The following is a 24,150-nucleotide window of genomic DNA, read 5'->3' on the forward strand; positions in this document are numbered from 1 at the left end:
TCCTTTCAAAACTAATGCTCGAAATCCGGCACCTCGCTGGTCGAGGTCCACCCACCGTCTACCACGATTGTCTGCCCCGTGATCTGCGACGACTCCGGACTGATCAAGAACAGCACTGCGTTTGCAATGTCCGAAGGAAAGGCAGCCCTGCCCGTAGGCGTCGTCTTCGCCCACTTCTCAGCAAACATCGGATCTCCTGCCGCTGTACGTTCCGTCACCGTCGCGCCAGGCGACACCGCGTTAGATGTGATGCCATGAGGCGCCAACTCCGCAACGAGCCCCTTTGCTAGCATCCGCAAAGCCGCCTTCGTCATTCCATAACAAACGATGCCCTCGTGGGCCTGATGTCCGGTCACGGACGAGATAAAAACCAGTCGCCCGCCCTCGCCTTGCTTCACCATTTCCAGGGCGGCGAACTTGGCGAGGAACACCGATCCCTGCAGGTTCAGATCCAACATCTTGCGCAGCTCGGCGACCTCTACCTCCAAGAAACGATTGAAAATCGTGAGCCCGGCATTGGCCACCGCGACGTGCAAGCCTCCAAAACGCTGCACCGCCAGCTTGACCATTTCCTCGATGAATACCGGATCGGAGGCATCGCCCGCACAGGCAACACAGAGCTCGCCGCTCGGGTCGATTGACAGAGCCGCTTCCCGGGCGAGCGCGTCGTCACGATCGTTCAGCAGCAGCCTGGCGCCTTGCTTCGCGATGGAACGGGCGATTTCCAAACCAATCCCGCATCCCGCGCCTGTGACGATCGCAACCTTGCCTTCCAGTTTTCCCATGAGCTCGAACAGCTGATACTACTCTGCCTTGAAGGGCGAGGCCGGCAAGCCTTCCTTGTTGAATAGATTCCCCTCCGCCACGTTGGCCCATCCATAGCGGACCGCCTTCACCAACGAAACCTGCTTCGAACGCAGCACCACCTCGTCGTCTTCGATAGTTGCCTTTGCGGCGTGAAAAGCCCCGTCCCTCCCGGCGACCTCAAATCCATACAATTCGCCTCCTTTGGCCAGCAAGCCGCTACCTGTACTTGAAAAGCGTATACGCGCAGTTTTTCCTTTTGCCCTCCAAGACTCGAAGACCGGGCCCGAGTAAACGATCTCTTCCCCGTAGGAGAGCGCCCGAGCCGCCAATGCCAAGCGTTGACCGACCGGTTCCTTGTTCGCAGGGTGGATATCCGTGGCGTCCCCCACATCGATCGTCACCACCATCGCGGTGGTCTCCGTCGCCTTTTCAGCCAAACGCTGAGCTTCGCGAATCTCAGGAGGCATGCCTTCGTAGGGAGCAATCTGCACGTAAAGGAAAGGCAGGTTCGGCGCCCCCCAATGCTCTCGCCAATCCGCGATCAAAGCCGGCAAGAGCCGTTCGTATTCCGCAGCCTTGCCCGCGTTGGCCTCGCCCTGGTAAAAGACGAATCCTCTCAAAGCATAGGGAACCAAGGGAGCGATCATCGCATTAAAGAGCACCGTGGGAGCCCCTGGATTTTGGCTGAGGTCCTGCGGAGGCCAAGGCCCCTGCCCCAATTGCAAGGTGAAGCGCGACTCCCAGACACCCGCTAAATCCAGACTGATTCCTGCATTCCCCGTTTGAGAGATCCGCAAGGGCTGCTGCGCGTTCCAAATGCCGCCGCCACCACCTGTATCCAAAACGCGCACGAGGATGGCAATTTCTCCCTCCGCCGTGAGGGAACTCGGAATCCGATACTCTCGGGGCGTCTGCCAGCCCGTAGTAGATCCCAGCAAGCTTCCATTCACCCAAGTCGTATCAATATCGTCAATCGCTCCCAACTCTAACAATAGGTCTTTCCCTCGCAAAGCCGGAGGAAGGGCGACACTCTTGCGAAACCAGCAAATACCGTCGACTCCCGGATACCCCGCATCTTCCCACATCGCCGGCAAGCTCATCCTTGCCCATTCGGACTTTGGACTGCTCAAAAGAGCAAGCGGGTCGGAGCCATCGTTTTCGCGGAACCATAACTCCAGCTTTTCCTCATACTTTTGTTTGATCTCGTCCAGATCGCCAGCGAACTCGAGTTGAGCCTCAGCTTGATCTACGTATCCAGGAAATGCGGACAATCCTTCCAAGCTCGTCCATGCTTCGGCGGGCGTTCCACCCCATGAGCTATGAATGATGCCCACAGGCACGCCTGCGGCTAGGTGCACGTCCCGGGCGAAGAAATAACCGACTGCCGTAAAGTCAGTCACCGACTCGGGTGTGCAAACGCGCCAATGCGCCTCGACCTCCTCCTGCGTTCGCAAGTCTCTCGACTGCTTCACGTAGAGCTCGCGAATCATGGGGTACGCTGCAGCGGCCGCTTCCTCCTGCCAGCCGATGATGTCCTTTTGCCCGCCTCGCGGCCCGAGCTGTCGCTCCATGTTCGACTGCCCTCCGCACAGCCACACGTCCCCCACTAGTACGTCCTCGAAAACGATAGCCTCGCGCGTCGCGCTTCCCGTTACCACGAGTTCCCGAGCTTCAACCGAAGCCGTCATGGGCGCCAGCTCCACTTTCCACTCCCCCTCGCTATCCGCCTTCGCGCTCGCGCTCTGTCTGGCAAAGCCAACCTGAACCCGCTCCCCCACAGCTGCCCTTCCCCAAACGGGGACCCCTTGTTCTCGCTGGAGCACCATGTGGTCGCCAAAGGGGCTTGCCACCTGGACTTCTGCTAGGGAGCAGACTGGGATAAGAATGAGGGAAACAGCAAGGAAGCAGCTCTTCATCGCGCGAACCACATCACGAATGCCGTCAATGGCCAGATTCCATTTCCCCGTCCAAATGAGTGAGGCTACTACTTTTTTTCGGCCACCTTACTTTTCCATGTGGCCCGTGTATTTTATCGGATCCCATTCGTCCAATTTCCTTTTACGGATGACTGTCGTAAAAACATATTGGGCATCATAGATATTATCCGTTGTGGTCGGCAAAGGCTCTCCCTCTAGAACCATCCGCACCTCCATTATGACGGCCTTCATCATTCGCGATCTTTTTCCCAGATTATCCCCCGGCAAAGGTGGAGCCCCAGGTCGCGTCACGCGCGCACTGACGAAGCCACGATCCCTTTCTTTAGAATAGGTCACCCGCTCCAACACAAAGGCATAGCCGTTATTGTCGAGACAGACCTCTGCGCACCGCAGCAGGCAAAGGTCGTTTATGTAATCCCAACTTTTGCCGGTGTGAGCAACCATCCTCACATTCCATAATTGCCCAGATAACCTTCCTTCCTCGAATCCACCCGTGTGGTCCCGCGGCCAATAGTAGGACTCGCAGGAGCTGAGCAAGAAAACGACAGGCAACAGCAGGATATACTTCTTCATGAATCGATTCGCTTGCTGACAAGCAAGCGGCGTTGGGGGCCGCGCCTATTGCAGGCGCTTGGCAGGAGCTCGTGGGACGACGCAACAGCTGATCCTATTCACTCCCAATCATATATTGCCTCTATAAACTCTCGAATCGCTTCCCGTTCACTACCACGTTCTTCACTTTTAGCCCATCCACCGGCCCCAAGGTGATCGCCTCGTTCTCGATTTTCATCTCAAGGTTCTCAATCGTGATGTCCTCGATCGTATCCAATGGATTCCCCATCAACTCGCCCCACTTGCCGGTCCAGCCTTTCACGTTGCGGATGGTTACGTTACGCACGACCGAGCGCGGTGGTTCCTCTCCCTTGAGGTCAAAAAACTGGGTCCAAGGCTTCACGTCGAAAATCCCGCCTCCCGCTTCGAAGACGATGTTTTCGTAGAGCAAATTCTCGTAGGTCTGAGGCGTATCCGGGCGCAACTTGAGGCGCACAAGCTTGTTCCACCCCGTCACGACACAGTCACGCACGACCACGTTGCGCACGATCGTCGCTTCGCTGCCCAAGGTGACCACACCATGTCCGCTGTCGAAGCGACAGTTCTCGATCAGGATATCCTCCACCGGAGGGCTGGATTCATCCTCGAGGGCGCGCGGACCCTTCGTACCCTTAATTGCGATACAGTCGTCTCCGACCGTAATGAAGCAGTCCCTCACCGTCACCCGCTGACAGCTGTCGATATCGATGCCATCAGAACTCGGAGCCCGATCCGGAGGAGTTCCGTTGGGCGAAGTGATGCTGACACCCGAAATCGTCACGTCTTGCGAACGATAGACATGAATATTCCAGAAGCCGGAATCCTGCAGCGAGATTCCCTCGATCAGCACATCCTTGCACTGGTCGATAAACATCATGCGCGGGCGCTCGACTTCCAGATTCGTGCAATCCGGATTTTCCTCGCGACGCTGCCAAAAGGCTGCCCAAAAAGGTTCCCCGTTTCCATCCAGCAGGCCTTCTCCTGTGATACGGAGCTGATCGACATGCTGAGCATTGACCAGCGCCATACGCCATGGCTCGAAGTGTCCCTCGATACGCGTGTTGCGCTTGGGATAATCTTCTAGCTGCTGAGAACCTTGCAGTACGCCTCCCTTTTCTAAATGCAGGCCGACGCCGGGTTTGATAAAGATAGAGCCGGAGCGAAAAACGCCCTCCGGTATCACAACCACTCCACCACCTGCTTGGGAGGCTGTATCGATGGCTCTTTGAATTGCCTTCGTATTGATCGTGCTCTCGTCGCCAACCGCGCCGTAGTCCGTTATCAAATACTTCTTCCGATCGAGCAATGGATCGTGCTCGATCGAACTTTGAGCGTAGCCTATCGTTCCAGCCAATGCGAACAAGGTCGCCCCGAGAGTAAGTTGCTTCAATAGCTTCATGTCATTTCCTTCCGGATTCCGTTTTTGTTATTTCGAATTCTTGTGCGCTTCGAGCCACTTCATCTGCTCGTCCCGATCCCACTTTACCTTATCCTCCAAAGTACGCTCCCATGGCTTGGCATCCCACATGGAGGAACCTGCCACATAATGCAGACGGGCATAGCTCACGAGCCTTTCATAGACGCGCACGCTTTCCTCCATCTTTTCCTTCAGATCGTCCGCATAGCGATCCTCACCGCTCACGATCAGCATCCGCTTGGCGAAAGCAGCTTGGATTTTCAGCTGATAATAGCGGGCCGTGAGAATAAGGCACTCGCTGTCGCTGACAAAACGCGCCCGCTCGGCTCCGTCAATCCCAGGCAACGCCGCCATGCGCTGGGCGATTTCCTTGGAACGCTGCGCCATCTCCACATAGAGCTGCACCAATTCCAGCGGAAGCAGGTTCTTCCGCGACACCTCTCCAACCACAACCTGCTGGGCGTATTGGGCAACCGGGAGCGACCGCAAGTCCGCAACCTCTTCAAGACCGTAACGCTTCCGGTAAAGCTCGATCGTGTAAGCATCGATCGGACGACTATAGTAACGCTGGCCCGTGTGACCGGTAGCTCCCACAATCGGGCCTTCCTCGAGCGAGCTCCGGGATCCGATGATCTCGTCCACGTCCGTTTGTACGCGAGCGATCGATGGAGGAAAGAAATTCCCAAAACGCACTGCGGTCAGGTTTTGCAATCCGGGCAGGATGGGAGCGGTCAAGTCGTACCATTCGTTGAGCAGCTCACCGACTTGGCGGTTGCCGAACTTGCGACCAAGCCAATCGGCGGACCATTCCGCTTCTTTCGCTGCATCACGCTTGGCCTTCCAAAGATAGCGTCCTTGCAACAAATGCCACAGCTCGTCCCGCTCGAAAGCCACCAACGCTTCCCCCTCGCCAAGCGAGTCAACCGTATTGGGCCATACCCAAGCTTGCGGGGGATAAAACCACGACCCCTTGAAGTACCCTTCGTCCTTCCAGTGCCCCACCATTTCATTGAAGAGCTTCGGGCTTCCGGTGCGATACGGAACAGCGTCGGCCGGGTCGTGCAGGTTGATGATATGCCCCTTGAGCACCCCCTTCCATTTGCGATGACGTTCATCCGGCCACGGACTAGTGATCGTTTCGTCGTTGTGCTTAAGTTCCGAATACAGGTTTGGATAAAGAGTCGGCAAGGCCTCCATAAACGCTGGATCCAGCGTCCAATCCCGAATGATCAGCAAAGGCTCCCGCCCCGATTCGCGTGCTGTCTTGAAAATGACGTTTTCGAACCAGCTCTGCTGATGCTCCAAAGCAAGCGATTCTCCCGGACAAACGTAAAGCCCCACACTGGGAAAGGTCTCGAAGTAGCGTGAAAGCAAGGTGCGGTAGTACTCCGCAACAAACGCGTCCGGCACGTCGTAGCGGGTCGGCTCCTTGCCTTCCCGCCCCATCGACTTGGCAAGGTCCTCGCTGATGTGGATATTATAAAAATGAGTGAGCACCGTTATGTTCCGTTTGGCGCACTCAGTGGAAAGCCAACGGAACTGCTCTTGGTTGCGACGGATCTCCTCAGCCGTGAAACGGGAGGCCTCCGGATATTCAGGTAGCTCGAGGATATGCGGGAACAAGTGCCCCGACCAGAGAACCAGCGTATTCAGACGAGCTGACATCATGTAGTCGAGATAGCGTGTCAGCAGCGGACGATCGAAAAACCACGGAAAGATATCAGGGTGAAGTTCCGATTGGTAGTCCCAGCTTTGGCTCAACATCATCAGCACCGTGCCGCGAATCTCAAAGTCGGGGTCGCCTTCGACTCCAATAACCGAATACGGCTGCGTCAACTCTTGCGCCCCATAAAGAAAACCAGCCGGAGCAGCAGCATGAACCCGCCATCCTCCGCCCGACGCCTCCAGTCGGAAGCCCTCAGTCGAGGCGAAGTCAGCATCCTTCACCCACTCGACCTTATCGGAAAGTCCCGCTTCGCTTAGCAGGGATCTCGCATGTTGCTCGATGAGCGACTCGCTTGCCGCAGTGGAGACAAAGCCAAATGGCAAAAGCAAACATGCTCCCACCCAAACTCGCCGAAACGTAGCAATCCGCTTGCTTTCGTTCCCCTCCGCGCTCCTTGCAGTCAACAAGCAGCACAGCCTCCCAATACATCTCAAAACGCAATTCAGTATCATCAGTTTAAATCAGTGTTATCTGTGGTCTACAATCCTCTCCTACTTCCCCTCTTTTCCGAAGTGCTCCCGCGCCCGGTCGACCACGATGGCGAGCAAGATCAACCCACCTAGCAAGGTATTCGAGTAGTTGTCGTTTATCTTAAGAATGACCAAGGCGTGCTGTATCAGCTTGAAAATGACGGCTCCGACAAGAATGCCGACCGGAGAAATCAAACTACCGCTTAAACCAGTTCCGCCGATAATAGCCACCGCAAAGGAAATGATCAGCCAATCGTCTCCCGTTTGTGGGGCCGCATTGCCAGACCAGGAGGCCCACATGATCGCAGCCAAGGCCGAAAAGCCACCTGAAATCACATGGGCAACGACAATCATCCGGTCCGTATTGATTCCGCTGAGACGGGCCGCGTCGCTATTGCTTCCAGTCGCCAGCAAACGGCGCCCGAGCACCGTATTGCGATAGAGGAAAGATATGCCCCAAAGCACGAAGAGCACGATCAGCACCATGAAGGGAATGCCAAATGCACCTCCCTGCCCGAGCCACCAAAAGCTTTCGGGTACACGATATGAATTGCCACCGGAAATGCCGGAACGCAGCCCCATGTATACGAACATCATCGAAAGCGTCACGATAAAGGCGTCGATCTTGAAACGCGTTATGATCAAGCCATTGATCAGTCCTGTGAGCGGTCCGATGAGAAAGACAAGCGGCACGCCGATCCAAGGCGACAAGGCTGCGTACTCCGGAGCGATAGCCATGCCGAGGCTTACGGTTATGATGCTGCCGATCGCCCCAACCGTAAGATTCAAGTCACCTACCGCTAAACAAACCGCTTGCGACATCGCGACCAAGACATAGAAAGCCACGTAGCGACTCTGGCTAAAAAAGGTTTCACCGGTAAGAAAACTCGTGGACGCCAAGGCCATGGATATCATGAGCAGACCAGCGAACAAGATGAGCCCAAGGGTACGACTGCTCACCCAATCCGTCTGACCGAAGCCGAGGTTCGTATTTAAAGTATTAGTACGTGTACTCATAGTGATATATCCAATTCAATTAGATCGTGCCGGCTCATACGAGATACCTCCCGATCTCTCGACTGACGGTGGCGTAGGTTTTGGCCTCGGTGTCAATGTTCGTGACCTCGCCAACTATCTTTTGCTCGCGAAATACCAAAATGCGATTGGTAATGCGGACGATCTCCGGCAGGTCAGATGAAATCACGATGATTGACTTCCCTTCCTTGGCTGCCAGATCCCAAATTAGTTGGTGGATCTGCTCCTTTGCCCCTACGTCAACGCCAACCGTCGGCTCGTCGATTATCAAGATATCGCAGTCGGCCGCTAACCATTTCCCGATGCTGATCTTTTGTTGGTTTCCGCCGCTAAGCGCCCCAACGTATTGGGAGAGACTGGGCGTCTTCACACTCATCGCCTCCGCATATCGAGTCGCCGTGGCCCGCTCGAGCGAATCGTCGATCTTTCGCGTAATGGCATTTCGTATACGCGGCCAGATCGGCAAGGCGATGTTCATGCGAATAGAATTCTCCAGCAACAAGCCCTCTTCCTTCCGGTTTTCCGTGACGTAACCGAGACCGTATCGATAAAGACTCGTCTCCACGCTATCGATCTGAGCCACTTGTCCCTTGATCAAAACGGAGCCGGAATCCTTCTGGTCTTCTCCAATTAGGATCCGGGCAAGCTCAGTACGTCCCGCTCCTACGAGGCCGTACAATCCAAGCACTTCCCCCTGATGCAACTTGAAGCTGACATCCCGAGCCTTCCCTACGCGGACGATGCTACGAGCTTCTAGGACGACTTGGGAATAATTAGGGTTGAGCACCCCGAGATGCTCTTCCTGGCAAGTACGGCCAATCATCATCTGCACAAGATCTTGCTGTTGCAACCCCGCGACCTCACGCTCCCCGATAAACTGGCCGTCGCGCAATACGCTCACTCGATCGCACAAGCCAAGAACTTCGTCGAGTTTGTGGGAAACGAAAACGAGCGCCACCCCCTTCTGTCTCAGTTCTTTCAATACATCGAAGAGACGCCGCGCCTCATGCTCCGTAAGCGAACTGGTCGGTTCGTCGAGAAAGAGAACGCGTACATCCGCTGAAAGCGCCTTGGCGATTTGGATGAGCTGCTTCTGAGCCGCGCTCAGCCCCCGGACCAACCGATCGACAGGTAGATCCAATCCCACCAAGTCCATGTAAGTTTGGGCGGTCGCGTAGATTCCCTTCCAGTCGATCACGCCCCAACGGTTTCCCTCCAACTTATCGAGCATGATGTTCTCCGCGACCGACGCGTCTGGAATCACCTGCAGCTCTTGGTGCACAATACCGATTCCTTGGGCCAGACTGTCTCTGTAATCAGCAAATTTCACCGCATGCCCATCGATTGCCATTTCGCCTGAATCCGCTTGGTGGATACCGGTCATGATCTTAATTGCGGTACTCTTTCCCGCTCCGTTCTCGCCGATCAAGCCATGTATCTCTCCCGCTCGAAAATGCAGTGACACCTTGTCCAGCGCCCTCACTCCGGGAAAGGATTTGGAAATGTTTCGAAGCTCTAACATGCGGATTCCATTGGCCTATAAAGGGCACGAAGGCGTACAAAGCTTGAAGAGAGAGGAGTAGAGAGATGCAGAACCACGCTTCGTGATTCTTCGTGCACTTCGTGGGTAAAAATGAATTTAGAAAGTCTCATCGCTTCACCAAATACTTTCCCTCCATCTCCGACACGATGCGTTTCGTCATGGATTCGATGCCAGGCTGAAAATCGTCGACGTTTTCGCGGGTGACTACCACCGCTCCTGAATCGATGAATTGGTAAGATTCAACCGGCTCCCAGCCATTCAACAGACGATCTAGCAAGGCACAGGATATGTAACCGTGCCCAAATGGGTTTTGAGCTAGGGTCGCATCGACATGCCCAAGACGAATCGCCTCCAGCACCCGCTCATCGGTATCGAGCCCAACAAAACGGATACGCTTGGCGCCAGCCTTGGCGTTGCGTTCCGACAAAAGCACAGACGCAGCCACCGTAGTTGTATAACCCGTACAAATGATCCCATCAACCTCGTCCCCTCGGGCCACCAAAGCGCTCTCGATTTTCTCGCGTGCCTTCGCTTCCGTAGTAACGTCGCCAACCGTTTGGATTATCTCAACCTTGGGATATTTGGCGACGACCTCCTCGATGGCAGCTTTGCGAATCGGCGTATTCGCGTCCGTAAGGGACTCGAGCACGTTGAGGATCTTGCCTTGCCCTCCCATCAGCTGAATCAACTGCTCTGTCGCCTGCGTCGCTGCCGACCGCGTATTGGTTGCAACTGCGAAGGTCGCAGCAGATCCTTCCATTGGTTCGGCGCCGTAAGCTACCACATGGCGTCCTCCATCGCGAAGCCTAGCGAAAAGCCCTTTCGAACCTGCTGGGTCTACTGGATAAATGGCAAAACCTTGATGGCCGAGGGTGTACATCGACTCGACGTTTGTATTCACGTTTGCCTGCGTGCTCTCTTGTCCGACCAAAACGCGGACCCCTGTGCCGGTCGATTCTTGGTAAGCTTTTCCGCCCTCGCCCACTGCGTTGCAATAAGGGTGCGGCAAGGGAAGGTAGAGCACAATGGGGTCTATAGCGGTGCCCTCAGAGCCCGATTGAGACCACTTGATACCAGCAAGGACCAGGAACAGACCAAGAAGAGTAAGGATAAGGAACTTATTGTTTCGAGTCATGGGTAAGCGCTCAATTGCCGACGAGGTCCTCCAAACCGTATCGCCTTAAGAGGTCTGCAATCTTGACCGGGCTTCCCGAATCGGACGCCTCCTCCATCGCCTGCATCATAGCCACCGTCACGATTCCTTCCCGAGCGTCAGGCTTGGGAAGCTCTTCGAAACGCAGGCAATGGGCGATGTACTCGATGTAGTTTTGATATTCGCCCGCATGGTGAGAATGCCCGCCAAAGCGGAAAAAATAGCCGTCGAAGTCTTCAAAGGTTTCCATGCCTGAGCGACCGTCCAACTTATAGGCATACCTCAAGTCGTAGTAGTCCGCTTGGCTGGCCCCGTTGTCGCAACGCAAGATGCAACTCATGTTGCTGTCCCGGTGGTTCGGAACCACCGGACTGGAATAGGTCCCGCTCACGCGAGCCGGCACTCCCGTATCGGTTTTCAACACGTAGTGAAACGTATCCGGATGTTTGAGACCGAGAGCCTTCCCGTTGTTGCTCAAGTAAGCGTAGCCGCAGACTTCCTCGATGTTCGGCAGGTACCAGCGAATCAGGTCCCCGGGGTGGCTAATACAACCGTAGAGCCATTTGAAGCTATCGTTACGAGCCCAGTCCTTCTTGAGAAACCAGCGATGGTCCGCGTTGTAATAAGACTCGATCGTCGCGATTTCCCCAAAACGTCCTTCGTCGAAGTGCTCCCGTTGACGTTTGAACGGCGCGAAAAAGCGCGAGCTTTGCCCTACCATCACTTTGCAGGCGCTTCGTTCAACCGCCTCCAAGACGTCCTTTGCTCGCTCCAAGTTATCGATAAACGGCTTCGTGCAAACAACGTGCTTCCCCGCGTCCAATGCCTGAATCACATGGTCCGCGTGCAAGTGGTCAGGGGTGTAGATACCGACGACATCGACATCCGGATTTTCCAGCATCCGCTCGTATTGGGTCGTGTAGCTGCTCAAGCCAAATTCCCGACAACGATCGCGGCAAAGCTCCTCGTTTCGATCACACAGACTAACCACGTCCCACATCTCGCTCTGCATTCCTGCAGAAATGATACTGCGTCCTTCCCCGAGGCCCAATACTCCAAGGCCCAACCTTTCCTTTTCTCTAACGTTTTTCATCAGACACAGCCGCATCGTCATATACAGGATTGCGGCTCCAAATGTTTGCTAAAATCGAACCAGAAATGTTCATCCAAGGACTGAATACAGCAGAGGCCAACCCAAGCGTCCCCAACTTCCCCATGGAGCCTGCGATTCCGGAAGCCATGCCTCCATTCTGCAATCCGACTTCCAAGGCCATCGCCCGAGCGGAATTCTTCCCCAAGCCCAATGCCCGGCTAAACCAGTAACCGAGAAAATATCCGGCCGCATTGTGAATGACTGCCGCCACGAACAACAGCAGCCCCACGCTCATCAGCGACTCACGTCCCGCAGCAGTCGTAACCGTAGTGAAATAGACGATACCAAACATCGAAAAGTAGGGCATCGCCTTCCCGATCCCCGGAGCGTGCTTCAGCAACGAGTGGTAGATCACTCCAAACAGGATGGCGGCCATAAAAAAACCGAATACACTCAAGGACATTGCGCCCGACTCGCCCAAGCGTTCCTCAAACCAAGGCCATCCCACGACCGCAAGCAGCGCCAGCCATGCGAGGGATGCGGCTGCGACCGACCTCCAAGCGAACAAGGAACGAGACGAAGCCCCGCGGAGAAAGTCCGCCAATAGAGCTGCTCCGATAGGAGCCAGTACGATCTTCACGATCGTCATGACCATTCCTAAGAACTTCACTTCAACCAACGTCGACGCAAATACCTTCATCAGCAGTGGAGTCATGAGCGGAGCCACGATCGTAGCCACCGCAGTAACGGTGACCGACAAGGCCAAGTTCGCTCTAGCCAAATAGGCCATCACATTCGACGCCAAGCCGCTAGAGCACGATCCTATCAGAATTATGCCGGCCGCAATCTCCAACGGGAAGTCGAAGACCCGCGTCAGCAACCACCCCATAGTCGGCATGATCGTAAACTGGCAGAGCAAGCCAACCAAAACTCCCTTAGGCTGCCGCGCCACGCCGCCAAAATCCTTGAGCGACATCTGCGTCCCCATGCCAAACATGACCAACTGCACGACAATCAAAATCAGCCACTTGTTGCGAAGGTCGAATTCGCCTAAGTGCAGAAAACGATCTGGATACAACATGCCTCCCACCACCGCAGCGACAATCCAAGCCGTGTACTGGTACCCCTTCATGGAGGGTACCGCCCCCAGTCCGAACGCCAATAAAGCCGCCAGCAGCAAACCGCTAGCAGACGCGTATCCAGAATCAATGACACTGAACAGAGATAGAACGAGAACTAGAGCTGAACCGCCTGCGAGGAAGAGGCTTATTTTTCGGGCAAACAACATGGGGTAAAACGTAAGGTCGCGTCGAGCCTTAGCCCGAGACTGCGCTAAAGGGTTCTTCGAGATACAGGCTAATCACCGAGAACCCCTTTCAAGTATTCCATGGCAATTCCGGGACTCGCCAAAATCGGCGTCTTCCGATCCTCAGGCGAGAGCGTTTCGACGACTCGCGCCATGGACGCTTGGGCGAGCAAAATCACATCCACTTCCTTGCTCAACGCCTTCAAGGCAACCGAAACCTTTTGATCATGCGTTGCCGCATCTCCCCCCATCAAGGCTTCGAAAGCGCCCTCACAAAGCGTTTCCGTCAATTCGATCTCCTTGCCAGCCACTTCAGCGCGGCGACGTACCAAGTCGGCGGTCGGTTCAAGCGTAGTGGGCAATGTAGCGATTACGCCAATACGTTTTCCGCTAGCGACTGCCTTGTCAGCCATAGGTTGGTCCACCCGCAACACAGGCACGTTTGTCAATGTCGCCGCCGTTTCGACGGCCTTTCCGATCGAAGAGCAAGTTACCAAAATATAATCCGCGCCCGCAGCCGCTGCTGATCCGACATGCTCTACGACACGTCTCGCCGTACCAGCCGTCATCTCGCCGCGTTTGATGACATCCTTGATCAAACTGTCGTCCGCGATGTTAAACGTATCCACATTCGGGATATGCTGCTGGCTCAACTCCTGAAAGATCGGAACTAAGGTAGCCGAAGTATGTACAAATCCTAGGGTTTTCTTTTTCATATCAATCTTCCTCTTAAATCTTCCCGTTCGCCACTTGGGAGAAATAGGTCTCGTCCCCCACCTGGCCTCCCTTGAAATTCAGCTCGATGCCGTCAACCGGAGACCCTGGAGCGAAGGCTCGGCAAACCGGAGCACCGGGACATAAAGGAGCAAGCATCTCTACCGCTTCGATACCCATTGCCCGAGCTGCAAAGCTCGAGGAGTCGCCCCCAGCGACGAGCAATCGCTTGATCCCCGTTCTTTGGATACATTCCTTGGCAACTTCTCCCAATGCGCTGCCAAACCACTCGCCGCTTCGCTCCTTGAGCTCTTGACGTCCAATCCTGCCCCCAGAAAAGGCCTTCTGCGTCCGGGTGATTCGTGGATCTTCCGCCCCTCTGGCTGTATGCACGATAGCGGGTCTACCTGCTTCTAAATGAGAACAACTTTTTTCCACAACCCGGCTCAGCTCTTGTTGGCGACCGTTTTCGCTCGTGAGCAGACTCGTGTCCAAAGCCACCTCTGCAAAGCCGTTGCGCGTTGCGTGCTCGATTTGAGAGTCTGTAACAGGAGAACAACTACCAGAAACAACGAGCAGATTCGATACTGGCTCGAGCGCTTCAAACGCTTCTTTCTCACTAAGCGCTCCACTTCGCTTCCACACGGATCCTAGAGCCACTTCCACTCCAGAGGACCCAACCGAAAAGACTGATTGAGCTTCTGCAAGCTCGTCCAGCAAGTCCCCTATCACATCCAAGTGGCCAACACTCAGCGTATCCAAAACGACTGCTTCGTATCCCTCTGCGATTCGCTGTTCGTAAACAGCCCACGGGTTGTCCGACTCTAACTCTTTGAAATCGATCAAACCAATCGATTTGCGAGTCTGCCTTTGCAAATGCCTCACCAAATCAGCCTCTCGCATAGGAGTGACTGGATGCCGCCTAGCAGAGGGATGCCGGTCCAAGCGAAAAATTTTTCCTTGGCTACCAATTCCCATGCGAGCGAACAAGTTCCCAAAGGCAACGTAACGACCCAACGCTGGCGTACCTACCACTACCGGAGTCAATTGATTCTTAAAGAAACGACGTCCGACTTCGATAGCCCGACCGATCGATCCGATCTCGGGCGAGGAATCAAAGGTAGAGCAAACCTTGTAGTGAACATGCCTGGGACCGAGCTCATTCAACGACGAAAAATCCTCCAGCAACCTTTCTTCCATGCGGTCCGGCGTCATCGACCGCGTCAGCCCCGCCACGCCGATTGCATCCAGCTCTCCGTACTTTCCCAGCGTCACCTCACTTGGAGGCTTTACAAACAGTACCGTTCGAGCTCCCGCTCGTGTCAGGAACTCCAGCGCATCCGTGGACCCCGTAAAATCGTCGGCGTAGTAAGCAAGCTTCAGGGTCATCGCGCACAAACTCCCAGTAGGCAGCGGCCTTGCCCCGCGATTTCAATTGCAGATATCGCGACGCAAGGTCGCTTCCTACAAATCAATCGTCCGAGAAAAAATCCGTGTTCATTCGCGTTCATCCGTGGTTCCTTACTTCTTTCCAAATTTTTCTACAGATGCTCCAAACTCTGGATACGCGTCAGCCGTTTCCTCCAAGCTCAAGCCTGAAACCGCTCCGTTCCAAGCTTGCTGCAGAGCTCGTACACCGTCGCTCGGGCCGCCCGGATGCCCCATGATTCCGCCGCCCGCCATGTAGAGCAAGTCGACCGTGGGCACCCGACGATAGGTTTCGAAGGCTTGCCCGCCCCACTGCCCTGACGACACAACCGGCAAAACGCTGTATCCGCCCAATAAAGGTTTCCCGCAGGCTTCCATGGATCGAACAACTGAATCGTCGCTTTCCCAGAACTTGTTGTCGATGCCATTCACATGTATCTGGTCTACCCCAGCCAATCGCCAAAGCTTCTGGTATGCAGGAAATTCGATCCCCAGCAAGGGATGCCGATTCATCATGCCCCATCCATTACGGTGACCATGGATGGCCAAAGCTCCCTGGTCGCAAATCTTCTTGGCGCCCGCCAAGCCGACACTGTTGAGGCTTACCATGGCGCAGGTACCCCCTGCCTTCACTACGGTTTCGTAGTTTCTCAACATCGCATCAAGCTCGTCCGAGACGTTAAAAGCGTACATCACCTTTTTCCCAGTTCGCTCCGCGCACTCGTTGATAACGGCCATGATAGCGGAAACGCGCTCCGCAAAGGGGGAATTCGCCGAGCTGGACATAAGTTCGTCATCCTTGATGAAATCGATTCCAGCCTCAACCAATGCCTTCACAATCTCCGCCGTATCCGCTGGCGCCATACCGATACTCGGCTTAATGATCGTACCGATTAAAGGCCGTCCTTCGACTCCCGTCAGACGGCGACAGCCTTCCACTCCGAATTTCGGTCCGCGGAAGTGAGTAGCATAGGAGTCAGGCACTTCCAGATCCATCAACTTCAAGCCCGTGAACTGGGTCAGCTCATACAAGTTTCCCTGCAAGGTGGAAATCAAGGTCGGCAGATTGTATCCAAAATTCTCTATCGACCATGAAACTCGAACGCGAGCTTGCTGGTACTTTCCCGGAGCAAGCTTCTCGCTTGGAATGCTGGGAGTCGAAACCACCTCGAGAGCCTCGATCAATTCCACGCGGGCCGCAAACCTTGCCTTGAGTTCCTCCGTCTCGCCCGGCACCGGCACGAAAGTACCCGAGGACTGCTCTCCCGCAAGCGTCGCCGCAGCCTTCTCTAAAGGGAAAGGCGTTTCGATAAAGTATTCTGCGTAAATGCGTTCCATTAATTCAATACAGCGTTCGCACCACAAACGACGCGTCCCTTCACCTTGACTTCGTAGCTGCCGGATACCGCTCGGCAAAGCAGCCAGTTTTCCTGCTCGGAAAGCGCTTCCAATCCATCGAGATCAACCGATCCTTCGGATCCTTTCGGCACCCAAACCTCTGCCTTAGCATTCGCGGGGATTCGGAATCGCCATATCCACTCCTCTTCCCCGTACTCCCAAGCGCTTTCGTAGGTCCCGTGCAGACTGCCGTAACTCGTCTTCACCCAGGCGAGAGCTTCGCTCGGGTAGGGCTTCAGTACCGCTTCGGCAAATCCGGGCTGGGCAGCCGCAAGCTGAATTCCCGCGACATGGCTAAACAACCATTCCCCGACCGAACCCAAAGAATAATGGTTGAAGGAATTCATAAGCGGATCGAAGAATCCACCCTCTTCAGTCCATCCGTTCCAGCGTTCCCAAATCGTAGTGGCTCCATGCTTTACTGGATACAGCCAGGAGGGATAGCTGTCCTGCAACAAAAGCTTGTAGGCGACGTCCGGGTACCCCGCTTCGGTGAGTACTGGATTCAAAAAGCGGATACCCACGAATCCGGTACTCAGATGCCAACCGAGGTTTCTAATATTTTCCACCAAGTGTCCCGCAGCTTTTTTCCGCAAGCTCTCTGGCAACAGGTTCATCGAGAGAGCCAGCAGGTAGGCCGTCTGCGTCTCAACCGTCAGGTGGCCATCCTCCTTAACGAACTCAGCCTGGAAGGCGGATCTGACCTTCTCGAACGTTATCTGAAACCTCCTTGCCTCTTCCTGTCTTCCTAGGCATTGAGCCACTTCGGCCATTTTCGCGGCGTCGTCCGCCCAGTAGGCGGTTGCCAAAAGGTTCTTCATCGGAGAATGGGTGCGGAATTCCCGATCGGAAGGAATGCACAGCCAATCGCCGTAATTGTTGCGCAGGTCGTTTACCCGCAAATATTCCGGGTTCGTTCGTTCGAGGTAATCCAACCAGGCTACCATGGACTCCCAATGCCTCTCCAACACCCGCGTGTCGCCGTATACCTTCCAAAGCGTATGGGGAATAATGATACCCGCGTCAGCCCAAGCAGCACCACCGACCAAATCGTCGAGACCGACGAAGTTTTCGCCTTCCCTCAAGCGCGGCGCTGTATCCGGAAAGATCCCATCCTCCGTTTGGGCGTCGCAAACGTCGACCATCCACTTGGTGAAAAAGGCTGCCACGTCCATGTTGTAGGTTGCCGTGCGCAGAAAGACCTGGGCATCACCCATCCAACCAAGACGCTCGTCCCGCTGAGGACAATCGGTGGGAACTGATAGGAAATTATCCTTTTGCGACCAGAGCCCGTTTTTCCACAAGCGGGTCACGTCATCGTTGGAACACTCGAATTGGCCCGCAGGCGGGGTTGCGGAATGAATCACGCACGCTTCGATTTCGAAAGCCCCCGGATCCGCGAGTCCCGAAACTTCGACGTACTGGAATCCGTGAAAGGTGAAGCGCGGCTCCCAGCGCTCTTCCGCGTCGCCTTGGCAACAATAGGTATCGGTCGCCTTCGCCCGCCTAAGGTTTTCTACATACAAGCTTCCGTCCGGCTTCAATCGTTCCGCAAAGCGGATACACACCGAAGTCCCGGCTGGCTGCGATAAACGAATGCGCGCCCAGCCTGAAATGTTCTGACCGATGTCGTAAATGAAAACACCGGGTTCAATTTCCGTTTTGGAAAGCGGCTGAAAAGTCTCAACCACCTTAACCGGCTCCGAACGCTGAGAGCAAAGCGCAACGGGGGGCGTCTCGATCGTTTGGGCGGGCAACCAATGAGCATCTCCAAAACCCGCCGTATCCCAGCCTCTCTGCTCGCGGCGGGCGTCATAGACTTCGCCCATCATGAAATCGGATGTCAAAATAGCCCCTGTATCGCAGCACCAATCCGCATCACTGGAGACTATCGATTTTTCCCCATCTTCGTATTCAAGTTCGAGTTGAAGCGCGAACGCGTTTTGCAAATCGCCGTAGCGACCCCGCGTTTCTTGCCAGCCTACATAACCGCTCCACCAACCGTCACCCAAGATCACGCCAATAGCCTGCTCTCCCTCGGAAAGCAACTTGGTGACATCGTATGTGCGATAGTGGATACGCGTGTCATAGTCGGTCCACTCGGGGGCAAACAGATCCTCTCCTACTCGCTTGCCTTCGATACGAGCCTCCACGACTCCGCGAGCGCTCAAGTAGAGGGTTGCTCGCGAAAACGGCTTTGCGACCGAAAAGGCTTTGCGAAAAGTGACCGGCGTACCGCAATCGGTCCAAGTCGGCTCGATCGCTTCAGAATCCCGTTCGATCACCTGCGGGTCCGCGGCGATCCAACGCGCCTGCCAATCCGTGTTTTTCAAAAGCCCCATGCTCCAATGCGCAACTTCCGAGCGCAGGCAGGCACCCGTTTCGTCCCAAACCTCCACCCGCCAGAAGCAGAGCTGGCGAGATTGGAGAGACTTACCCTTGTAGACGATTTGGGATGTCTGAGCAGACTCGACTCGCCCGCTATCCCAGAGGTCGCCCTCGCCTAGATCAATCTTTGCAGGAGAACTCGCCACTAGGATACGACGAGCAACTTGCCGAGCGCCGCGGCGCTCTCCTCTTAGCTCGTAGCTAAGACGAGGAAAAAGCTCATCGATACCGAGCGGATTCCGCAAGTATTCGCACCGTAGATACGTGATGGAGAGGGAGAATGACATGAATCTGGGATAATTCCGTAGCGCGGAGCTTCAGGTCCGCCGGCAATACCGCGCGAGAGCAACTCTCGACCTACATTTCGTGCTGGTCAGGCTTGATCCAGAAGATCGCGGTCGCGAACCAGAGCACCATACCGACAGACATGTAGTTGTAATGGTTTTCGAATTCCATGGCGCCGGAGAAAACGAGCAAAGAAGGGACCACCGAAAGCGCGAGCCCGAGATAGGAGATGAGTTTCAATACAGATTTCATGGTCGCTTATCGTGCTACAAGTTCGACTTCAGGTTCGGAGGCAGAGGCTCCGCTTCCTTTGAGCGGAGGAACCACGCCTCGATAGAGTTTCTGCTGGATCGTGGCGCAGGCCGTGTAAAGCACCACCGCAAGTATCCATGCCGGCAATACCTGCATGAAGAAGTCCGGCTGGTAGCTCGCCAAGAAGCTCGGCAAAACATCGTTCACCCAAGCAAAACTCGGATAAGCCTCCTTGGCATAAAGAAAGAAGCAAATGATGAAGGAACCAAACCAGCCCACCAAAGCCGGCCAGCTTGCCAGAAGGCCAAGTCGCTCTGCCCAGTTGCGTTGCAGACCGAGCTTCGGGAACACCCAGTAGTCGAAGAAGATGAACGCTCCGAGCGGCATGAAAAAGAGACCGTAGTAAGCCACCACCATATCGAGGTAGAAAGTCACCGCAGGAACGCAGGCTGCCACCATCATACCGACACCAGCGAACATGGTGATCCTCCAACGGCTCCAACCCGGAGTGACCACCTGGAACGCCAATCCCGCGCGATAAAGGGTCGGGTTCGCTGTCGACCAGCCCGCAAGCACGACGCACACCAAGCCAGCCCAGCCCGCGCCCAACCAAGCGATGCCGCCAGGGCTTGGGTTTGAACCAGCTCCATTGAGCTGCAAGAAGGCGGCACACATGATACCGGAACAAATCCAAGCGATATAGTGGCCGATGAACATGCCGAAGGCCGAAGCGAAACCGTAGTACCACTTCTTGGCATAACGGAAAATAGTGACGTCACCCATGCCCATGTGTTGGGAGACGTTGCACAGCCAAGCAAGTCCTACGCAGCTCCAGAAGCCGTACTTGGATACCCCCTCGGCGGGCACTCCTGTCCAAATCTTGGTCTTGGCCGCTTCCATGAAATCACCCGGTCCCGTAACGCCCAGCGCTGGCAAGGACGCCACCGCTCCCCCTACGAAAATCAATGGCATCCACGGGGCGCATACTTTGGCGAAGTGAGCCAACTTCTCGAAGCCAAACATCGCCAGCAAGGCGATCACCACCCCTACCCCGCACGCCACGAGCATCCAAGGCAAGCTCGGTATCACGTCGCCCGCCGCGAAGTTCGGGCTTTCAATGCCAAAGGGGTGGGCGATAGCAGTAGTGGATACAGCCACCATCGAACCAGCAAGCACGCACATGATCACCGCAAAGAGGGCCGAGTAAATCACCGTCAAATACGGCCCAGCAATCTTGCGAATTTGCCAATAAACCGTCAGACGCTCCTTCACCGCGATCGGAGCGCACATGAGGGCCCAGCTCAAGACGGCGAGGATGTTTCCGACTAGGAGACCAAACAGCGCGTCGAAGGCGGAAACGCCATGCAGTACGAGCAGCGTTCCCAAAACGAATTCCGTACCCGCCACGTGTTCGCTGGAGAACATGGCGATAAAGGACTTGGCACCGTGTAACTTGTCCTTGGATACGGGTTCGCGCTCGAACTCGTTGACCGCGTCGAGACGTTCGACCAACGACTGTTTATGGGTATCTGAACTACTCATACTTTAGGGATGGGGTTGAGGAACTATAGGATAAATCAATTTTCAGATACCGCCTGCTAGCGTGACTGCAGCCAGATCGTCATATCTGTGTCGCCGCGGTTGCCCCAAGCGTAATACGGCACGAATTCGAGCTGGATCGGCTTCGCCTGCGTCTTGCTGGCCTTGCGGTAGAGGCTCTTCGATTCCCAGCCCTCGCTGTTCAAGTGCCAAGCGGGCAAGGTCACGGTGGTCACGGTCGTATTCACTATTTGCTTACTGCCAAGAACCACGCCCTTCTCCGCTGCGTCGAGGGAAAGCGCGACATCCATCAAGTCCACTCCTTGCGGTAGATCGTTGGACTCCACACAGTAAACCAGCGGACCGTACTTGACTGCCACTTGGCCCAATGTCTCCTCCACTAGCGGATTCGATTCGTAGAGGCTCACTTCGAAGCCGAGGTCGAGCTCTACCACGTCGCCTTCCTTCCACTTGCGCTTGAGCTCGAAGTACTGCCCTCCCTCGATGCCGCTGGCGACCTTCTCGCCGTTCACCACAACTTGAGTGGTTTCCGGATTTACCCACTCGGGAATTCTCAGCTGCAGGGCAAACTGGGACTTGGGAGCCTTTTCAAAATCGAGACGTACCGCCCCGTCCCAAGGATAGTTCGTGCTCTGGCGAAGCTTCACCGCTTGACCGTCTTTCCACTGCGTATCCAAATCGTTGGCACCATAGAGATTCACGAAAAGGGCTCCGTCGGAGAGCGAGTACATGTGGTTGTGAACTTCCGCGATCGTACGCAGGACATTCGGTGGACAGCAAAAGCTGCTCTTAATATTCGGGGCGCGGGTGACGCCCCAGCGGAGCGGCCAATCGAATTCCTTCAGCTTACGTAGCGGATTCGTATAAAAATACTCGGTTCCCTCCAAACTGATCCCCGGCATAATTCCGTTGTACAAGGTTTGCTCGAAAAGATCCATATATCCAACTTCCCCCGTCAAGGTAAGCATACGCCAGTTCCATAGATTGTATCCGATGGTGGCGCAGGTTTCGTTATAGGCGGTCAAGTTCGGCAACTGGTAGTCGCGACCATAAGCTTGATGAACAAGCTTGATGGAATGGTGCTTCTTGGAGCCGTCCGGCGACGCGCCGTCGTAGATCGCGCCCGTCATGCCCGTAATGTAGAGCTTTTGCGTGGCAACGTCCTCCGCTATCTTCTCCAAAGGCTCGAACAAGCTCCAGTCCCCGTTTTCGACAACTACGTCCGCTACGCCAGCGTAGAGATAGTTGGCCCGTACCGCATGGCCTACCGCTTCCTCCATTTCGCGAAAAGGTACACGATCCTGATTGTGGTCGCTGCCAATATCTTCCGGCACCAAGCTGCGAATCTCGATCATCTGGGCTCCGAGTTCCTTGTACTTTTCGTCACCAGTTACTCGATACAGTTCCATCACGCCCATGTAATGGGAGGGACAAATCGCATTGCGGGCCAAATCCTCCGGCACGTCGCGACAAAGCCCATCGATGTAGTCAGCCGCCTTGATGGCCAGCTCGAGCATGCTTTCCTTTCCAGTCACCCGGTAATGCAAACAGGCAGTCGTGATTAAATGACCCATGTTGTAGGTCTCGAAGTGCTCGCGGTCCTCGAACTCCTTGGCCTCGGCGATCCCTTGGCGTTGGGGAATGATGACCTTCGTGTGCAGGTAACCATCTTCGCGCTGGGCCTTGCTGACCACCTCGATGATCTCATCCATCAACGCGTCCAGCTCCGGATCCTTGGTCAAGGCATAGACGTTCACTACCGCCTCGAACCACTTGAGAAAGTCCCCGTCGTTGAAAGGAGGCCCCCTAAACCGCCCCTCGCCATGACGTCCCTTGCCCAAGCCAGCCGCGATCAAGTAGTTCGACCACGCGTGACTCTCGTAGTCGTCCTGGAAGAGTTCCCACATGTAGGGAATCATCGATTCCTTGAGCACATCGAAGCGCTCGCCCCAAAAGCCCTCGCGCCACTGCACGTCGTCCACGTCCACCATGTACATCTTCGCGTGCGGCGAATCTGAAGTGTCTACCAGGGAACGCTCTCCGGCCTGAGCTAAGGCCAATGGAAGCAGTAACAAGGATGAGGCAATAGTACGTTGTAACATGTGAATTGGGCAGATTCCCCCACCGATTCCTTCAGAACCGGATGAGTCGCTGCGTCAGGAGTAAATTAGGGAGCGAAAGGAGACACGAACGTCCAATGAAACAGGGTATTATTTCACAAACTCGCCCAGCGACCGCCCTACCAAAGCGGTCACCGGACAAACCTATGATTATCGAGAATAAGAGTCAGTAAACGCCAGCAGAGGAATGACAAGAACTTTTATGAAACAACCGGAAACAATTTCTTATTTCATTTCAGTTTCACGAAGAATCGCAGTTTACGAACGCGATTGGACAGGCAGTCGAGGCACGAGCTTCGCTGGAGATCACCCTTGCAGCTCGGACGACGCCAAGGTCGCCCCTCCATTTTTACTATCTCTGGAGGGACCGGTGGACGTGTCGCTTCGCTCGGCACCACCCGGTCCGCGCTGCAGGGATAGATGGCAGCAGCTCTCGGGCACAAACCGCCTGCATCGAGCACGAAACTCTGCAGCACGACTCCGGGGTCGACCATCCATACTTTGGGCGTGTGCGTGCCGGCCGACATTGCCCCGAGTTCGCTGACGCTGATGCGATCGCCAACCGACTGGTTCCACTAATCGGCGTATTTCCAATCAGGCTCCACTTCCCTCTTTTTGATATTCACCAGGCGCGGATCCTCCCTATCGATCGCGAACGCGAAGTGCAGCCCATCGGCCGCCTTGAAATCTTGGGTCGGCGAAACGTTGGTATGCAAATCAACCTCAGCATCCTGCAGTAGCGTGAAGGTTTATTCCAACCGCTGAGCCGAGAACCCAAGCGGGATGCGTTCCGCATAGTGGTCGTTTTTGCCAGCTGCCACATACATCTCGCTCAGATTGCTGCAGGCTTCGATCGCATACAGAACCAATTGGCAAAAGGCGGAAGAGCCATCGCTCTTCCGCCTCATTTCATAATAGCACGCCCAA

At 55.2% G+C, this 24,150-nt stretch carries 18 protein-coding genes and 2 pseudogenes; all 20 read right to left on the reverse strand.

Annotation, left to right across the window (positions count from 1 at the left end; genetic code table 11):
* Nucleotides 1-11: 11 nt before the first annotated feature.
* Nucleotides 12-785, reverse strand: coding sequence for an SDR family NAD(P)-dependent oxidoreductase (locus tag IEN85_RS13035; RefSeq protein WP_191617520.1), 774 nt, complete (start codon nt 783-785; stop codon nt 12-14).
* 18 nt (nt 786-803) lie between these two features.
* Nucleotides 804-2,657 carry a sialate O-acetylesterase gene (locus IEN85_RS13040; protein ID WP_318186614.1) on the reverse strand — a complete coding sequence of 618 codons (1,854 nt, stop codon included), beginning with the start codon at nt 2,655-2,657 and terminating at the stop codon, nt 804-806.
* Nucleotides 2,658-2,810: 153 nt separating this feature from the next.
* On the reverse strand, nt 2,811-3,317 hold the full coding sequence (locus IEN85_RS13045) for a hypothetical protein (RefSeq protein ID WP_191617522.1): 507 nt from the start codon (nt 3,315-3,317) through the stop codon (nt 2,811-2,813).
* A gap of 121 nt (nt 3,318-3,438) precedes the next feature.
* Nucleotides 3,439-4,308 carry a glycoside hydrolase family 28 protein gene (locus IEN85_RS13050; RefSeq protein WP_425503170.1) on the reverse strand — a complete coding sequence of 290 codons (870 nt, stop codon included), beginning with the start codon at nt 4,306-4,308 and terminating at the stop codon, nt 3,439-3,441.
* Between the two features lie 195 nt (nt 4,309-4,503).
* Nucleotides 4,504-4,734 (reverse strand): annotated as a pseudogene (locus tag IEN85_RS24970) (glycosyl hydrolase family 28-related protein); the annotation flags it as partial.
* Between the two features lie 27 nt (nt 4,735-4,761).
* Nucleotides 4,762-6,801 carry a beta-N-acetylhexosaminidase family protein gene (locus IEN85_RS13055; RefSeq protein ID WP_191617524.1) on the reverse strand — a complete coding sequence of 680 codons (2,040 nt, stop codon included), beginning with the start codon at nt 6,799-6,801 and terminating at the stop codon, nt 4,762-4,764.
* 168 nt (nt 6,802-6,969) lie between these two features.
* Complete coding sequence (locus IEN85_RS13060) at nt 6,970-7,965, reverse strand: ABC transporter permease (protein WP_191617525.1); 996 nt, start codon at nt 7,963-7,965, stop codon at nt 6,970-6,972.
* Between the two features lie 34 nt (nt 7,966-7,999).
* Complete coding sequence (locus IEN85_RS13065) at nt 8,000-9,505, reverse strand: sugar ABC transporter ATP-binding protein (RefSeq protein WP_191617526.1); 1,506 nt, start codon at nt 9,503-9,505, stop codon at nt 8,000-8,002.
* A 127-nt stretch (nt 9,506-9,632) separates the two neighbouring features.
* Nucleotides 9,633-10,661, reverse strand: a complete 1,029-nt coding sequence (locus IEN85_RS13070; RefSeq protein ID WP_191617527.1) for a sugar ABC transporter substrate-binding protein — start codon at nt 10,659-10,661, stop codon at nt 9,633-9,635.
* A 10-nt stretch (nt 10,662-10,671) separates the two neighbouring features.
* Nucleotides 10,672-11,772 (reverse strand): Gfo/Idh/MocA family protein, encoded by a 1,101-nt coding sequence (locus tag IEN85_RS13075; RefSeq protein ID WP_191617528.1) that lies wholly within the window; start codon nt 11,770-11,772, stop codon nt 10,672-10,674.
* Entirely contained in the window at nt 11,759-13,060 is a 1,302-nt protein-coding gene (locus IEN85_RS13080) for a bile acid:sodium symporter family protein (protein WP_191617529.1), read from the reverse strand. Before IEN85_RS13080 ends, IEN85_RS13075 begins: the two co-directional genes overlap by 14 nt.
* Nucleotides 13,061-13,128: 68 nt before the next feature.
* The gene (locus tag IEN85_RS13085; RefSeq protein WP_191617530.1) at nt 13,129-13,794 is read right to left on the reverse strand and encodes an aspartate/glutamate racemase family protein; all 666 of its coding nucleotides are present in this window, start codon (nt 13,792-13,794) and stop codon (nt 13,129-13,131) included.
* A gap of 13 nt (nt 13,795-13,807) precedes the next feature.
* On the reverse strand, nt 13,808-15,181 hold the full coding sequence (locus IEN85_RS13090) for a four-carbon acid sugar kinase family protein (RefSeq protein ID WP_191617531.1): 1,374 nt from the start codon (nt 15,179-15,181) through the stop codon (nt 13,808-13,810).
* 132 nt (nt 15,182-15,313) lie between these two features.
* Nucleotides 15,314-16,558: a ribulose-bisphosphate carboxylase large subunit family protein gene (locus IEN85_RS13095; protein WP_191617532.1), complete on the reverse strand. Its 1,245-nt coding sequence runs from the start codon at nt 16,556-16,558 to the stop codon at nt 15,314-15,316.
* Nucleotides 16,558-19,293 (reverse strand): alpha-L-rhamnosidase, encoded by a 2,736-nt coding sequence (locus IEN85_RS13100; RefSeq protein WP_191617533.1) that lies wholly within the window; start codon nt 19,291-19,293, stop codon nt 16,558-16,560. The genes IEN85_RS13095 and IEN85_RS13100 overlap by 1 nt, the downstream gene beginning before the upstream one ends.
* A gap of 70 nt (nt 19,294-19,363) precedes the next feature.
* Nucleotides 19,364-19,543: a hypothetical protein gene (locus IEN85_RS13105; RefSeq protein WP_191617534.1), complete on the reverse strand. Its 180-nt coding sequence runs from the start codon at nt 19,541-19,543 to the stop codon at nt 19,364-19,366.
* Nucleotides 19,544-19,549: 6 nt separating this feature from the next.
* Nucleotides 19,550-21,085 carry a purine-cytosine permease family protein gene (locus IEN85_RS13110; RefSeq protein WP_191617535.1) on the reverse strand — a complete coding sequence of 512 codons (1,536 nt, stop codon included), beginning with the start codon at nt 21,083-21,085 and terminating at the stop codon, nt 19,550-19,552.
* 56 nt (nt 21,086-21,141) lie between these two features.
* On the reverse strand, nt 21,142-23,205 hold the full coding sequence (locus IEN85_RS13115; protein WP_191617536.1) for a glycoside hydrolase family 127 protein: 2,064 nt from the start codon (nt 23,203-23,205) through the stop codon (nt 21,142-21,144).
* Between the two features lie 248 nt (nt 23,206-23,453).
* A pseudogene (locus IEN85_RS24975) lies at nt 23,454-23,960 on the reverse strand (hypothetical protein).
* A 12-nt stretch (nt 23,961-23,972) separates the two neighbouring features.
* Complete coding sequence (locus IEN85_RS13130; protein WP_191617539.1) at nt 23,973-24,131, reverse strand: hypothetical protein; 159 nt, start codon at nt 24,129-24,131, stop codon at nt 23,973-23,975.
* Nucleotides 24,132-24,150 lie beyond the last annotated feature (19 nt).

The sequence above is a fragment of the Pelagicoccus enzymogenes genome (genome assembly GCF_014803405.1).
Lineage (GTDB): Bacteria > Verrucomicrobiota > Verrucomicrobiia > Opitutales > Opitutaceae > Pelagicoccus > Pelagicoccus enzymogenes.

Bases quoted from the DNA above. Each gene is read 5' to 3' on its own strand.
- IEN85_RS13065 (WP_191617526.1), bottom strand. From the start codon at position 9,505: ATGTTAGAGCTTCGAAACATTTCCAAATCCTTTCCCGGAGTGAGGGCG.
- IEN85_RS13090 (WP_191617531.1), bottom strand. From the start codon at position 15,181: ATGACCCTGAAGCTTGCTTACTACGCCGACGATTTTACGGGGTCCACG.
- IEN85_RS13070 (WP_191617527.1), bottom strand. From the start codon at position 10,661: ATGACTCGAAACAATAAGTTCCTTATCCTTACTCTTCTTGGTCTGTTC.
- IEN85_RS13100 (WP_191617533.1), bottom strand. From the start codon at position 19,293: ATGTCATTCTCCCTCTCCATCACGTATCTACGGTGCGAATACTTGCGG.
- IEN85_RS13045 (WP_191617522.1), bottom strand. From the start codon at position 3,317: ATGAAGAAGTATATCCTGCTGTTGCCTGTCGTTTTCTTGCTCAGCTCC.
- IEN85_RS13080 (WP_191617529.1), bottom strand. From the start codon at position 13,060: ATGTTGTTTGCCCGAAAAATAAGCCTCTTCCTCGCAGGCGGTTCAGCT.
- IEN85_RS13105 (WP_191617534.1), bottom strand. From the start codon at position 19,543: ATGAAATCTGTATTGAAACTCATCTCCTATCTCGGGCTCGCGCTTTCG.
- IEN85_RS13095 (WP_191617532.1), bottom strand. From the start codon at position 16,558: ATGGAACGCATTTACGCAGAATACTTTATCGAAACGCCTTTCCCTTTA.
- IEN85_RS13060 (WP_191617525.1), bottom strand. From the start codon at position 7,965: ATGAGTACACGTACTAATACTTTAAATACGAACCTCGGCTTCGGTCAG.
- IEN85_RS13130 (WP_191617539.1), bottom strand. From the start codon at position 24,131: ATGAGGCGGAAGAGCGATGGCTCTTCCGCCTTTTGCCAATTGGTTCTG.
- IEN85_RS13075 (WP_191617528.1), bottom strand. From the start codon at position 11,772: ATGAAAAACGTTAGAGAAAAGGAAAGGTTGGGCCTTGGAGTATTGGGC.
- IEN85_RS13035 (WP_191617520.1), bottom strand. From the start codon at position 785: ATGGGAAAACTGGAAGGCAAGGTTGCGATCGTCACAGGCGCGGGATGC.
- IEN85_RS13115 (WP_191617536.1), bottom strand. From the start codon at position 23,205: ATGTTACAACGTACTATTGCCTCATCCTTGTTACTGCTTCCATTGGCC.
- IEN85_RS13085 (WP_191617530.1), bottom strand. From the start codon at position 13,794: ATGAAAAAGAAAACCCTAGGATTTGTACATACTTCGGCTACCTTAGTT.
- IEN85_RS13110 (WP_191617535.1), bottom strand. From the start codon at position 21,085: ATGAGTAGTTCAGATACCCATAAACAGTCGTTGGTCGAACGTCTCGAC.